Here is a 13,129-nt window from a genome sequence, read left to right as displayed (position 1 = left end):
AGGTTCGCCAGGACGACATGGATCGCTCGAGCTTCTTCCGGCAGGACGCCGCGGTGGCGCTGATGGCCCTGGGGCTGCTGGTGGCCTGGGACACCGGCGGCTGGGACCTTCCCGTGGCGCGCCACTATGGAAGCAGCGCCGGCTTCGCGCTGCGGGATGCCTGGACGACCAGCATCGTGCTGCACGAGGGCGGACGCAACCTGGCATGGCCAGCCTTCGCACTGCTGGCCACCGGCGCTGTGCGTTCCAGGAAAGAAGGCCCTTCCCGAGGCGAGCGCCTGTATTGGCTGGGCGTGAGCCTGGCGGCCATGCTGCTGGTGCTGGGCCTCAGACGGCTGAGCCATGCCAGTTGTCCCTGGGACCTGGCCGAGTTCGGCGGCACGGTACGGTGGCCTACGTGCCGCACTGGGCCTGGGGCGGGCGCGACGCCGGGCCGGGCCACTGCGTCCCTTCCGCGCACGCGGCTTCGGACTTTGCTTTCCTGAGCCAGTATTTCCTCTGGCGCGGACACCGGCCGCGGCGTGCGCGCCGGCTGCTGTGCGCTGTGCTCGGCGTCGGGCTCCTCACGAGCTGGACCCAGCTGGTACGGGGCGCGCATTTCCCCAGCCACACGCTGTAGTCGGCCTGGCTGTGCTGGACGATGTGCGTCTTGGCGCACCGGTACCGGTGGCATCCAAGGGCAGTGCAGGGCATCAACTCGTGAGCACCATGACCGCCACGGCGGCAGCCATCACGCCCGTGGCGGCCCAGCCGAAAACGCGATGCCGCCGGCTCATCGTGAGCTCGCCCATGAGACGGCGGGACTGCCCGATCCACATCATCGTGACCATGATCGGGACCGAGATGACGCCGTTGACGATGGCGCTCCACACCAGCGCGCGGATCGGATCGACCTCGAACACGCTCATGACGGTGCCAATGCCCGTGGCCGCCACGATGATGGCGTAGAAGCCCCGCGCCTCGCGGAAGCCGCGGGACAGGCCCGCCTTCCACCCGAAGAGCTCGCTGACGGCGTAGGCCGCCGAGCCCGCGAGCACGGGCACCGCCAGCAGGCCGGTGCCGATGATGCCGAGCGCGAAGACGGCAAAGGCGAACTCGCCGGCCACTGGGCGCAGCGCCTCGGCCGCCTGCGCCGAGGTCTGGATGCGCGTGATGCCGTGCTGGTGCAGCGTCACCGCAGTGGCCACCACGATGCAAAGCGCCACCGCGTTGGACAGCAGCATGCCGACATAGGTGTCCTGCTTGATACGCGCCAAGTGCTCGGCCGCGTAGGCCGGGTGATCCCGCAACCTTGTCGCCTCGGGACGGCGGTGGTTGTCCTCCACCTCCTGCGCGGCCTGCCAGAAGAACAGGTACGGGCTGATGGTCGTGCCCAGCACGGCCACCACCATGCCCGCGTAGTCAGCGGCGGTCGTGCCCGCCGGCACGACCGCCCAGGGCCGCAGCGACGCCTGGATCGCCTCGCGCCAGGGCACCTGCACCGACATGACGACCGCCACGTAGGCGAACAGCGCCAGCGTCAGCCACTTGAGCACGCGCACCGTGCGCTCGTAGGAAAAGTACACCTGGCCCAGGATGCACAGCGCGCCGGCGGCCACGATGTAGACCAGGTGAGGACCGCCCACCAGCAGCCGCACCGCCTCGGCCATGGCGCCGATGTCGGCGGCGATGTTGATCGTGTTGGCCACCACCAGCAAGCTCACGAGCGCCAGCGTGAGCCAGCGTGGGCACACGCGGGCGATGTTGGCGGCCAGCCCCTGACCAGTGACCCAGCCGATGCGCGCCGAGAGCATCTGGATGCCGATCATCAGCGGCGTGGTCAGCAGCAGCGTCCACACCAAGCCGAATCCGAACTGCGAACCGGCCTGGGAGTACGTGGCGATGCCGCTGGGGTCGTCGTCCGCCGCGCCGGTGATATGACCAGGCCCGAGCCGCTAGGCAAAGCCGTTGTGGGCGTTGGTGTTCATGGAATTCCCCCGTCGCCCGCGCATACACGGGGCAAGGCGCCGCTTCACGAGCGCCGCTAAATCCAATCAGTACATCGGGCTCGCCGCGCAAGCGGCCTGGAGGCAGGTCGACAGTACAGCAGACTCAGCGGAAGTTGCTGGCTGACGAATCTGCTACCCCCGCCGCGCGCAGAGCCCGGGTGCGGCTTGTTCGATCTCCTGGTCGACGACCCGGCATGGCACCACCAGAAGTGGCACAGAACTTCAGGCCCAGCCACCCAAGCGCACCAGCGGCAACGGCGCCTGCGCCGAACCCATGGGCCGGCCCTCGGCATCCAGTCCAATGCGCCCGATAAGGCCACAGGGGTGGCCAGAGCGCCACATCGAGATCGCCAGCACCACCGTCGCCGGCGCCAGCGGCTCACCATTTCCGCACAGCAGAGACCTCCTGAGCCCGACCTCCACAAAGGTCAGCGCGCAGCCCTCCTGGACTTCCTCGCGGGCGCGCGCGACGAACTCGGCTTGCGCGGTGACCGACTCATCACCCCAAGCCAAGTCCAGCACCGCGCGCTCGATGCCCCGGTCCAGATCCTCGTTGCGAAAGGCAAGCCACCTCAGCCTGTAACCGCGCAGGCGAACACCGGGCGAGCGGAACCGCGCCGAGAAACGGTCGTAGAAGGCAAGCAACTCCTGCGGCGGCCGGGGATCGAAAGCGTCTGGCATGCCCCAAGAGTGCCACGCCGCGGCAGGCATCATTTCGTCCATGGGCGTGCTCCCCGGCTGCTCAGACTCGATCCCTGACGACAACAGGCTATGGACCAAGACAAGGCACACGACTTTTGGCAAATCGTGGTGGACGGCGCGGCAACGCTGTGTGAGCTGCTGGATGCATCGCCCGCCGAGCACGGGCTCCAGGACGGCCTCCAGCGCATCGGCCGGGTCGTGCAGACGCTGCGCGACGCCGCCGCCGACATCGACCCACTGCTGACCGTCGAGGTGGACCAGGTGCCCGCCTGTGACAGCGCCGTGCTGCGCATCGCCATCAGCTGCAACCACGATCCCGACGGCATCGAGGCGGTGCAGGCGCTCGTGGCCGTGGCGCCGGCAATGCCGCCTCGCATCCAGGTCTGCGCGTTCGCGCCGCCGGCGCCGAAGGAAATGGCGAGCGAGCTGGCCTCGCTGGAAATCCTCGGCCAGGAGATCCCGGTCCAGCAGGTGCGATTCATGGCCGAGCCCAGCACCAACGTGCCCGGCACCTTCGATGTGGCGTGCTTCGTGCCGAGCTCGGCCGTGACCGAGATGGACCAAGGCCTCCCCGGCGCCCTGGTCGCCGACGTCCTGCTGAACATGGGGATCGGCGAGCTGCGCGTGATGACGCGCGTGAGCCGCATCGGCATTGCGGTGACCAACCATCCTCCGCCCAAAGCGATCCAGGCCTGGGACCTCGCCGAGATCATCGACAGTGCGCCGGCACACTGAATCGTGGCCGCTTACATCCTTGGAAATTGAGCGACAGTCGCTCAAAATGCAAGGATGATAAAACGCAAATTGCAGGCACTGGCCCAGCGGCGCCTGGAGCAGTCGCCGGCCGTGGCATTGCTGGGACCCCGCCAGGTGGGCAAGACCACCTTGGCGCGCGAGCTGGCCGCCAACCGGCCCGGTGCACTGGTGCTGGACATGGAGCTCGCCTCGGACCGCGCGGCGCTGGCGCAGCCGCAGCTGTTCCTGGCCGCGCACCGTGACCGGTTCGTGGTCATCGACGAGGTGCAGTTCGTGCCGGAGTTGTTCTCGGCGCTGCGTCCCGAGATCGACGCCGACCGGCGGCCCGGGCGGTTTCTGCTGCTGGGCTCGGCGTCGGGAGAGTTGCTGCGGCAGACGAGCGAATCGCTGGCGGGCCGGATCGCGTACCTGGAGCTGGCGCCGCTGGCCGTGGCCGAGGTGCTGGACGCCGCTGCGCCGGACCTGGGCGCACTGCAGTCGCTGTGGCTGCGAGGCGGCTTCCCGCTGAGCCACCTCGCCGCAGACGACGAGGCCGCTTACGTGTGGCGCCAGGACTTCATCCGCACCTTCCTGCAGCGCGACCTGCCCGGGATGGGCGTGCGCGTGCCCGCGGAAACCCTGCGGCGGTTCTGGACGATGCTCGCGCACGTCCAGGGCCAGCTCTTCAATGCGTCGCAGCTCGGCGTGGCGCTGGGCGGCGCCGCGCACACCACCGTGGCGCGCTACCTCGACCTGCTGGTGGACACGCTGATGGTGCGGCGCCTGGAGCCCTTCCTGGCCAACGTCGGCAAGCGCCTGGTGAAGTCCCCCAAGGTCTACCTGCGCGACAGCGGCATCCTGCACGCCTTGCTGGGCCTGGCGACGGTGCGCGACCTGCAGGGGCACCCCGTGGCCGGCGCCTCGTGGGAAGGGTTCGTGGTCGAACAGGTGGCCACGCAGTTGCCCGCGGATGCGCAACTGGGCTTCTACCGCACGGCTGCAGGCGCCGAGCTCGACCTGGTGATCGAGCACCGGGGGCGGCGCACCGGCGTGGAGATCAAGTTCTCGTCGGCGCCCAAGCCCAGCCGGGGCTTCTGGCAGGCCATCGATGACCTGCAGCTCGAACGTGCCTTTGTCCTGGCACCGGTGCCCCGGCGCTACCCGCTGTCCGAGAAGGTGGACGTGCTGCCGGTGTGGGATGTGGCGCAGGCATTGCCCAGCGCCGGTTGACGCGGCCCGGCGCGTGTGCAGGCTGGGCGGTCCGTTGAACGGACCTGCTGCGCCAGCTTGCGCGATGAATCCTCGACGCGCTGCCAGTCCCTCGCCATCTCCCGTGCCGTGACAACCAGCCGCTTGACCGTGACGTTCACGCCACCTCGTGCAGGCCCGTGGACACCAGCCAGATGAAAGGCGGTCGTGGACCGGCTGTGCCGCAGCGGCGTGCGCATCCACGACGGTTGGATGCACCGCATGGGAGCGACCCCGCTACGGGCACATCGACCGTCGCAGCACCATGCGCTTTGGCATCGAGCGCTTTGCACAGGCGCAGCTCGCCGACCAAGCCGGCCCGGTGCGCCGGCCGCGGCTTCGCATGACGACTTCCAGGCTCCCTGTCGCGCTGCCACCGCACTGGTTTGCTGAGGACGACTGGCGCGGAACCATCATTCACGCTGTGGACAAGCACGGACACATCCTGGCCTCCGTCACCGTCAACGAGGAGGTGCGCGGCTACTTGCTGGGCGTGCAGCAGGTGCCCGCGTTTCACGGCAAGGCGCCGCGCTACATGCGCCGGAACTGGCGCGTCCGGCTTTACAGGGACGCCTTGGCCGCACTGATGTCAGCCTGGCGCGGCTGACGGTCGTGGCGGTCACGGCCTTGGTCATGGCGCTGCCGCCGCCCGCTGCACCGTCTGTCCCCGTGCCCCTGATGGCCCAGGCCGCGCAACGGCGCACGGGACTGCACGGTGGCTGGCCAAGGCCGTGATGCCCTGCGGCCACACGACCCCGCAGGGCTCGCGTCCGGCGCGGTGTCGCGGAGGAAGCAACACGCGCGCTGGCGGGTCGCTGTGGCTGTCGCTGCCGGGTGCGCCTGCATCCTGACCCGTGGGCGCCGTCGAATATCATGGCAGGCGGCAGGGGTATGCCTGCCCGGACTGACCAGGCCGGCCGGGAAGCTTTCCTGCGGTGCTGCATGCGTGCTCCTGGTGCGGCCGAGGCTTTGACTTCCACGATGAACGCCTGGTGTTCCCCGGCATGGATCAGCTCACCCTTGACGTCTACGCCAGCCGTGCGCGCGAGATTGCCGAACGCTACGAGGCGGTGGCCAGCCCTGTAGCCCGTTACTTTGCTTCGGCCTTTCCCGCGGGCAGCCGGGTGCTGGACGTTGGCGCCGGCAGCGGCCGGGATCTGGCAGGCCTGTTGGCGAGCGGGTTCCAGGCCTTCGGTGTCGAGCCGTGCGCGGAGCTGCGCGCGCAGGCGCTGGCGCGGCATCCGGAGCTGGAAGGCCGCCTGGACGCCGCTGCGCTGCCGGCGCTGGGCGAGCCGTTCGGCGGCAACTTCGATGGCCTGCTGTGCAGCGCGGTGCTGATGCATGTGGGCGAGGCGGAGCTCTTTGATGCCGCCTGGGCGCTGAAGAGCCTGCTGCGGCCCCACGGCCGGCTGCTGCTGTCGCTGCCCCTGTCGCGTACCGACATCGGGGCAGGGGAGCGAGACGCGCAGGGACGGCTCTTCAAGGCCTATGCGCCGGCGTACGTGCAGCTGCTCTTCGAGCGGCTGGGCTTCCAGCAGATCGGCCGCTGGGACAGCGAGGATGTGCTGGGCCGTGCCGGCACGCGCTGGGCGACGCTGCTGCTGGAGCTGCGCTCGGGAGCCGCCTTGCGCGCGGTGGACCAGATCGAAGGCATCCTCAACCGCGACAAGAAGGTCGCGACCTACAAGCTCGCGCTCTTCCGCGCCCTGGCGGAGCTGGCGCTCCAGGAGCCGCGCTGCGCGACCTGGAACGCTGATGGGCGGGTAGGGGTGCCGCTCAGGCGCCTGGCCGAAAAGTGGCTCGGCTACTACTGGCCCATCTTTGCGTCGCAGCGCCCCATCCCGCAATCGCAGGCAGAGGGTGCGGGCGGCAAACCGGTCAAGTTCCGCCGGGCCCTGACCGCACTCATGGCCCCGTACGCACAGGCTGGCGAGCATGGCGGGCTCGCCGCGTGGCAACTCGACCTCGCCCGCGGCCGGCTGCCGCCTGAGCGCCAGCGTGCCATGGAGACCACGCTGCGCGTCATCGGGCAGACCATCCGGGACGGCCCGGTGCAGTTCGCCGGCGGCGCGCTCGAGACAGGGGCCGTTTTCGAGTTCGACCGGACGCAGGATCAGGTGCTGATGGATGCCAGCCTCTGGCGCGAGCTGAGCCTCCTGGGCCACTGGATCAACGACGCCGTGGTGCTGCGCTGGGCACAGCTCACCGAGCGCTTTGGCCATCGGCAAGGCATTCGAAGTGGCGAGGTGCTGCCCCTGCTGCTGGCGCGCGCCGAGCCGCAGCGCGCCACGGGCTTGGCTCGCCAGGTCTTCCTGCGTCATGGCGTCGAGCGCTGTACCTGGTCGGGTCGCAAGCTCACTGCCGACTTCGCGGTGGACCATGTCATCCCGTTCTCGCTCTGGGGCAGCAACGACCTGTGGAACCTGCTGCCGGTGGACGCCCGCGTCAACACCCAGAAGTCCGATCGGCTGCCCGCGGCGCAACTGCTGCAGGACTGCCGCTCGCGCGTCGTCCACGGCTGGCAGCTGCTGCGCGACGAAGCGCCGCAGGCCTTCGACCGCCAGGCGGCACACCTGCTCGGACGCCGCATTGGCGGATCGGTCGCATGGGAAGAAGACCTGTTCATCCGTCTGCGCGAAGCCGTGGAGCTCACCGCCCTGCAGCGCGGGGTGGAGCGATGGGTACCCTCGGCACGCGGCCCCAGGGAAGGAACTGCAGCATGAGCCTGGAGGACACCGAGGACGCCGTGCTGCGCCGGGCTGCCTTCGGCCACGTGCGCGCCCTGCAGGAGCGTCACGACGCCTTGACCTCGGAGCACTTGAAGGCGGGCTTCATCTGGCAGGGCCAGCGCGTCCCGCTCGTCAACCCGCAGCGCGGCATCTTCAAGCCGCGCAGCATGCGCCACCTGCTCTCCATCCGCACGGTCTACCCGCGCGCCGGCAACCGCATCTGGTACGACGACCAGCGCCAGGTCCACCAGCAGCTCTACGAGGGCGAGGAGAGCGTCGACTACGCCTTCATGGGCACGGATGCCGATGCAGCGGACAACCGCTGGCTGCGCGAGGCCTGGGAGCAGCAGATCCCGCTGCTGTACTTCCTGGGCATCTCGCCGGGCCGCTACCACGCCATCGTGCCGGCCTTCATCGCGGGCTGGGACCGGCAGGGCCTGAAGGCGCGCGTGGCCTTCGGTCTGCCGGGCGAGCAGCGCCTTGGCGGCGAGGCGGCCGAGCGCCGCTATGCACTGCGCATGGTCAAGCAGCGCCTGCACCAGGCGTCGTTCAGGGACGCCGTGATCTCGGCCTACCAGGGACGCTGCGCGCTTTCCGGGCTGCCGGAGCCCATGCTGCTGGATGCGGCCCACATCATTGCCGACCGCCATGAGGACTGGGGGCAGCCTGTCGTGCCCAACGGCATTCCGCTGTCCAAGATCCACCACGCCGCGTTCGACGCCCATCTCATCGGTATCGACCCAGACTACATCGTGCACGTCGCCGAGCGGCTGCGTGCCCAGAACGATGGCCCGATGCTGGAAGCGCTCAAGCGGCTGCACGGCAGTCGGCTGCATTTGCCGCAGCGCAGCCATGACCGACCGGATCAGGACCGGCTGGCCAGGCGGTTCCGGGAATTCAAGGCCGCTGCATGAAAATGGTTGCGTCAGTGACCGCGTTCGGCCAGGAGAAACTGGTCGCCAGTGGCGGCTCTCCGGTAACACGAAGCACCGTCGCCACTGGCCTCGCGGCTCCGCCCAACCGCCTGCTGCTGCATAGCAGACACGCTCTGTATGTACACGGCCCTTGCCAATTCCGTGGCAAGCTCTCCCTACGGCCGAAGAACGTGCAGCCATCATGACCTCTGACCTCAACGAACTCCTGCCGGAATTCATCGCAAGCCTGGCTTCTCAGAGCCCTTCGAACTACTGTCTCTGCGGGCCTTCAGGATCTGCGCGACGAAGCAGTACAACTTCACCCGGGCGGTTGTGGTCAACATCGACCCGATTGGTCACGAGTGGGGGTACTGCATCGAGCACGTCGCTGAGGCAGCCGCGGCGCTGGAGGCATGGGACGGCGGGGGGCACCTGTCGGGCCCGTGGATTGAGTGCAGGGGCGCCAATGGCGACCTGCTCGCCCCTGAGTTCGGTCGAGACTTCATGGGCGACCCGGCCTGACACGCGCCACGGCCAGGAATGACCGCCGCCATGGCCGCCCCTTCGCCGCAACTGCAAGCAGAAACCCCGCTCGAACCGCTCCCGCGCACGCCCCAACGCGAGGCCCTCGGCGCGATGGGTGGGTATGACTACCAAATCTGGCGGTCTATCGAAAGCTGGGTGATGTTGGCGGACGACGAGGTACTGTTCCTGGAGGGTGCTGAGGACATCGACCGGGTGAGCTCTTCCGAAACCACGACGGTGCAGGTCAAGCGAACCGAGGACGGCGTGTCTCTGAACTCGCAGAACGCACGCGACGCCATCCGGAATTTCTGGGCAACCACGGAACGCTCTCCAACCCGTCAGGTCAAGTTCGTCTACCTGACGACGTCGAACATCGCGAAAGAGCGCGATGCCCGGTTCGGCGGCTTGCCTGGCATCGAGGCGTGGGGGAAGGCCGCGTTCGATCCCGTGATGGCGGAGGCCCTCAGACAGCAATTGCTTGCGAGCCTCGAGGACAACCAGCCCATTCGAGCGTTTCTGGCGTCTGCGACCGTGCGCGACCTGCAGACGAGACTGTTCCAGCGATTCACCTGGCTGACTGGCCAGCCGGACGTGGAGGTCGTCGAGCAAACTGTTCTCGAGCGAATCGGCGATGCGCTCGTCTTGGCCAAACAGCCCCGGAGCGCCGCACGGACGGTCAAGAACGAACTCTTGGCCTACTGCTGGAAGCAGGTACTGAAGGCCTCACCGGACGCGCGCAAGCTCGACAAGACCTCGCTGTGGCTGCAAATTGAGAAGGCAACGACGGTCACGCTTGAGATGCCGCTAAGAGGCGCGGGCGGGCTGCTCGTGGCGGCCGCGCAGCTGTCTTCGCTGCAGGCAAACTTCGCGAATCTGGCGCTTCTGCAGGGGGCGCCCCCCAGTCCTCCGCGAGCGCTGCTTCGCCGCCAAGCGCTGGTGGACGCTGTTTCTGAGCGCGTCATCCGGCGTGACGCAGTACTTCTCGTCGGCTCGGTGTTCAAGGGCAAGACCACGATTGCGCAGGTTGTCGCACGCGACGCCGGCCTCGATGCGCGCTGGACTGAACTTTCAGGGCGAACGCCAGCTGCCACGTCGGAAGCGCTGCGGCTGCTCGCACTTACGATTGACCGGCCTGATGGGCCATCCCTGCTGATTCTCGACGACCTGGATACGTCGGCGAACGCCCGACGCGTCTATGCCGCGAGCCTGCGGCAACTTGTGCACCGCGCGAGCGTCGCTGGTATCGCGCTGCTCTTCACGGCGCAAGGGCACACCGAAGCGCTCGAGCGGGAGGTGGCGACCTCATGGGGCGTGGAGGTTGTCGTTGTGCCCGCCATGGCGCAGCCTGAGGTTGCGGAGCACTGCGTCGACTTCGGTTGCAGCAGCCAGGACCTTGCGAACTCGTGGGGCCAGCTCATCGCCCTCCAGTCGGGTGGTCACCCTGCGCTCGTGCACGTCCGGCTGGTCGAACTCCGCGACCAGGGTTGGCCTGCGCTCGACGTCTCGACGCTTGTCACTCCTTCGCCCGGCACGCAGTCAGCCAAGCAAATGGCGCGCGAGCTGCTGGACGCGTCAGTGAACGCCGAGACAAGTCAGTTTGCGCTTGAGGCCGGCGAGTTCGTGGTTGCACCGACCCGCGAGATGCTGCTCAATCTCGCGGGACTGCCGCCCAAGCTCACCGGTGCGCAGGCTGTGCTGACCACCCTGAACGGGCGCTGGCTCGAGGAACTCGGCGACGGGCGTTATCGCGTCACTCAGATTCTTCGCGGCGAAGTCAACGTCACGTGGACCGCGGAGCAGCATCGCGCCGTCCACTCAAAGGTTTTTGACTCCATCTCCGCCTGCAAGTCCATCACACCGAATGACGCTGGCGCACTGGTTTTTCATGCGTTCATCGCGCTTGACGCACCACGCCTATTGCTCAGCGTCCAGAACATTGTGACAGCAGATGATGACGTCCAGCGACGGGTCTTCTCGCACTGCTCCTGGGTGTTGCATCTTGGCTTCGACAACGGCCCGGTGCATGTCGCGCTGAAGTCCGCGATGCCTTCGTTGCGGCATCTCCAGTTCCTCGTCGCGGAGGTTGAAGACCCATCACGCCTAGAGGAGTTTGCACGCGCATGGCGGGACGAAATTGGGCCGCGTGTTTCCGATGTGCACTGGACGCTCAACCGCGTCATGTACGACATGACGCTGCTGGGCAAGCATGTCGCGCTTCCGATGGAAGTGATGCTCGACGCCGTCTCGAGTGCAGTCCAAACGCAGGAGCCCGGGGCGTCCTTCATAGCCGACGGCATCGCGAACATGAAGGCCATGCCGGCCCTGCCGGGGTTCGCTCCTCCCCAGAGCGCCACGACGTTTCAGTTCTTCTTGTCTCTGCGTGCGGGTGGGGTGCGGACGCTGCGTGACTTCAACGACCTCCTGGCGTTCCTCTCCAATCCGGTGAACCAGGTGCTCGCCGACCAGTTCGATGAGATGCTTGACTGGCCTCACGTTCGTGACCTGGGCGCGTTCGTGCACACCGGGTGGATCGCGGAAGCCAACAAAGACAGCCCCGACTGGTCCCCGTGGCTCGAGGCGTTCGACCAAGCACTTGCCACCTGCGAATCCCTCAAGTTCCCGCTGTACGGAGCACAGATCGCACGTGCGAAGTCGATTGTGTTGAGCGAGTACGCCGGTGACTTACCCGGCGGATTCGCTGTCCTTGACCGGGCTACAGACCTCTTCGGCCCGAGTGCCGTTATTGAGGAGCAGCGCATCAATTTGATGGGACAGTCCAACCACCATGGTCCGGCATTGTCGGCATGGGACGCAACCATCGCGCGATTCGGCTCGCAGGCCGTCACCGACCCGTTCGCCTACAGGCGGGCTGCAATCTCGGCCGCAAAGCTGGGGCAGTTCGACAGGGCCTCGCTGCTCTTCGAGCAAGGGGCCAGGCAACAGAACGATGGGTTTGAGGCGACCCGCGTCGGCCTTCTCATCGATGCGTCGTACTGCGCATTGCGAGCGGGACAACTTCGGCGCTGCAGCGCGCTTCTGACCGAGGTGGTGCTGCTGCTGCCGCCTCAGGCGTGGGCCGAAGGCGACAAGCGCTGGGAAGCCATCCTCCAGGCCGCGAACGCCACGGCACAGCTCTTCGAAAACCCCGGCCGACTTCTCCCCGATGGCAAGCCCTTGGAAATTGCCTTTGGCCGCGCGAGCCAGCCCGACCTCGCCGTCGACGAGTTGACTCCTGGTCAAGCCCTACGAGTCGGACTTCTTGTGACTCAGGTCGCTTTCCTTGAGGCTCACTGGCCCGACGCCTCAAGTGCGATGTTTGACCGAGTTTCCGTCTTACTGCGAAGCGATAACCTCATCACGCGGCTCAACGGGTCGAAATCGCTCATGCTGCGCGAGCTTGTGGGCGGTACGTCGCCAAGCTTCTTCCGCTACGTCATGGGCATGGCCAACGTCGCCGGCGAACTCCATGCGCGGCGTGGAGCGCCGGGTACCGCGACCGTCATGGCCGAGGAACTGCTGCCTGGAATGCTGGCGGTTGGCCTCCTTCTGGCCTCGGGCGAGCCGAGCGAACTTCTTGAGTGCTGGATCGCCGAGGCCCGCGATGCGAACAAGGTCGACGTGCTGCCTATCCTGAATCGTCTTCAGGCCGGCCTCACCATGGCGCCGAACGCCGCCGCAGCCGAGGTCATCCAGTTTGTCGGCCGAGACCAAGTCGTAAACTTTGGAGCAGCTGTGCGCGTTTGCCATTCCGACGACGTGCAGGCCCGCACACTGGTCGTCGCGTCGCTGCGGATGGCGGCTACCGTGCGATGGGGCATGACACTTTTCTTCGCGCACAGTATTGACAGACCTGTCGCGCGTTTCCTCGCAGAGCGGCTCAACCAGCAGACCCGGCTGCCCGCGCAGTTCTCGATGCCCTCGGTTGCCGTTCCGTCCATCACGCAGACGGTACGCCAGGTTCGTGCAGGCGACGCTGGCCTAAAGGAGGTGCTCGTGGTGGGTTGCAGTGTCACGGGCATAAATCCAGGTGACGCTCTCAAGCTACTCTGAGGCAGAGTGCAGCTGACGCGGAATGTCAGCACAACGAGACGCGCAGACCATTTGCCAACTTTGCGGCCGTCTATTCGTTGAAGGGTTTAGCGTGCGCGCTTGTCCAAGTCGAAAGATTGAGCTCAGCGATGGCATCGACGTTATCCGCGCGCCAAGCTGCCCGACGCCGCAGCGCTCGTTGGACAACTGGTTTCGGCCGGCCATTCTTGATGCGTAACGGTCTGCTTGGGGCACAAAG

At 67.3% G+C, this 13,129-nt stretch carries 9 protein-coding genes; 7 read left to right on the top strand and 2 right to left on the bottom strand.

Annotated elements, in window-relative coordinates:
* Positions 1-17: 17 nt before the first annotated feature.
* Positions 18-485, top strand: a complete 468-nt coding sequence (locus Q0741_RS23640; RefSeq protein WP_298235643.1) for a hypothetical protein — start codon at positions 18-20, stop codon at positions 483-485.
* Positions 486-692: 207 nt separating this feature from the next.
* Here Q0741_RS23640 and Q0741_RS23635 read toward each other — a convergent pair whose 3' ends face one another.
* Together Q0741_RS23635 and Q0741_RS23630 are read right to left on the bottom strand one after the other, a co-directional pair.
* Entirely contained in the window at positions 693-1,916 is a 1,224-nt protein-coding gene (locus Q0741_RS23635; protein ID WP_298235668.1) for an NRAMP family divalent metal transporter, read from the bottom strand.
* Between the two features lie 294 nt (positions 1,917-2,210).
* Entirely contained in the window at positions 2,211-2,711 is a 501-nt protein-coding gene (locus Q0741_RS23630) for a hypothetical protein (RefSeq protein ID WP_298235642.1), read from the bottom strand.
* A gap of 48 nt (positions 2,712-2,759) precedes the next feature.
* Here Q0741_RS23630 and Q0741_RS23625 point away from each other — a divergent pair, with 48 nt between their 5' ends.
* From Q0741_RS23625 to Q0741_RS23600, 6 genes are all read left to right on the top strand, one after another.
* On the top strand, positions 2,760-3,425 hold the full coding sequence (locus tag Q0741_RS23625) for a hypothetical protein (RefSeq protein WP_298235641.1): 666 nt from the start codon (positions 2,760-2,762) through the stop codon (positions 3,423-3,425).
* Between the two features lie 54 nt (positions 3,426-3,479).
* Entirely contained in the window at positions 3,480-4,655 is a 1,176-nt protein-coding gene (locus Q0741_RS23620; protein WP_298235640.1) for an ATP-binding protein, read from the top strand.
* A 283-nt stretch (positions 4,656-4,938) separates the two neighbouring features.
* Positions 4,939-5,280, top strand: a complete 342-nt coding sequence (locus Q0741_RS23615) for a hypothetical protein (RefSeq protein ID WP_298235639.1) — start codon at positions 4,939-4,941, stop codon at positions 5,278-5,280.
* A gap of 397 nt (positions 5,281-5,677) precedes the next feature.
* A complete protein-coding gene (locus Q0741_RS23610) occupies positions 5,678-7,396 on the top strand; it encodes a class I SAM-dependent methyltransferase (protein ID WP_298235638.1) in 1,719 nt (572 codons plus the stop codon).
* Positions 7,393-8,316 carry an HNH endonuclease gene (locus Q0741_RS23605; RefSeq protein ID WP_298235637.1) on the top strand — a complete coding sequence of 308 codons (924 nt, stop codon included), beginning with the start codon at positions 7,393-7,395 and terminating at the stop codon, positions 8,314-8,316. Before Q0741_RS23610 ends, Q0741_RS23605 begins: the two co-directional genes overlap by 4 nt.
* A 552-nt stretch (positions 8,317-8,868) precedes the next feature.
* Complete coding sequence (locus Q0741_RS23600) at positions 8,869-12,891, top strand: hypothetical protein (RefSeq protein ID WP_298235636.1); 4,023 nt, start codon at positions 8,869-8,871, stop codon at positions 12,889-12,891.
* The last annotated feature ends 238 nt before the right edge of the window (positions 12,892-13,129 follow it).

The sequence above is a fragment of the uncultured Azohydromonas sp. genome, from assembly GCF_937926365.1.
Classification (GTDB): domain Bacteria; phylum Pseudomonadota; class Gammaproteobacteria; order Burkholderiales; family Burkholderiaceae_C; genus Azohydromonas.
The sequence above is the reverse complement of the archived record's forward strand: the minus strand, read 5'-3'. Positions and strand labels throughout refer to the sequence as shown.

Bases quoted from the DNA above. Each gene is read 5' to 3' on its own strand.
- Q0741_RS23610 (WP_298235638.1), top strand. From the start codon at position 5,678: ATGGATCAGCTCACCCTTGACGTCTACGCCAGCCGTGCGCGCGAGATT.
- Q0741_RS23640 (WP_298235643.1), top strand. From the start codon at position 18: ATGGATCGCTCGAGCTTCTTCCGGCAGGACGCCGCGGTGGCGCTGATG.
- Q0741_RS23630 (WP_298235642.1), bottom strand. From the start codon at position 2,711: ATGGACGAAATGATGCCTGCCGCGGCGTGGCACTCTTGGGGCATGCCA.
- Q0741_RS23615 (WP_298235639.1), top strand. From the start codon at position 4,939: ATGCGCTTTGGCATCGAGCGCTTTGCACAGGCGCAGCTCGCCGACCAA.
- Q0741_RS23620 (WP_298235640.1), top strand. From the start codon at position 3,480: ATGATAAAACGCAAATTGCAGGCACTGGCCCAGCGGCGCCTGGAGCAG.
- Q0741_RS23600 (WP_298235636.1), top strand. From the start codon at position 8,869: ATGGCCGCCCCTTCGCCGCAACTGCAAGCAGAAACCCCGCTCGAACCG.
- Q0741_RS23605 (WP_298235637.1), top strand. From the start codon at position 7,393: ATGAGCCTGGAGGACACCGAGGACGCCGTGCTGCGCCGGGCTGCCTTC.
- Q0741_RS23625 (WP_298235641.1), top strand. From the start codon at position 2,760: ATGGACCAAGACAAGGCACACGACTTTTGGCAAATCGTGGTGGACGGC.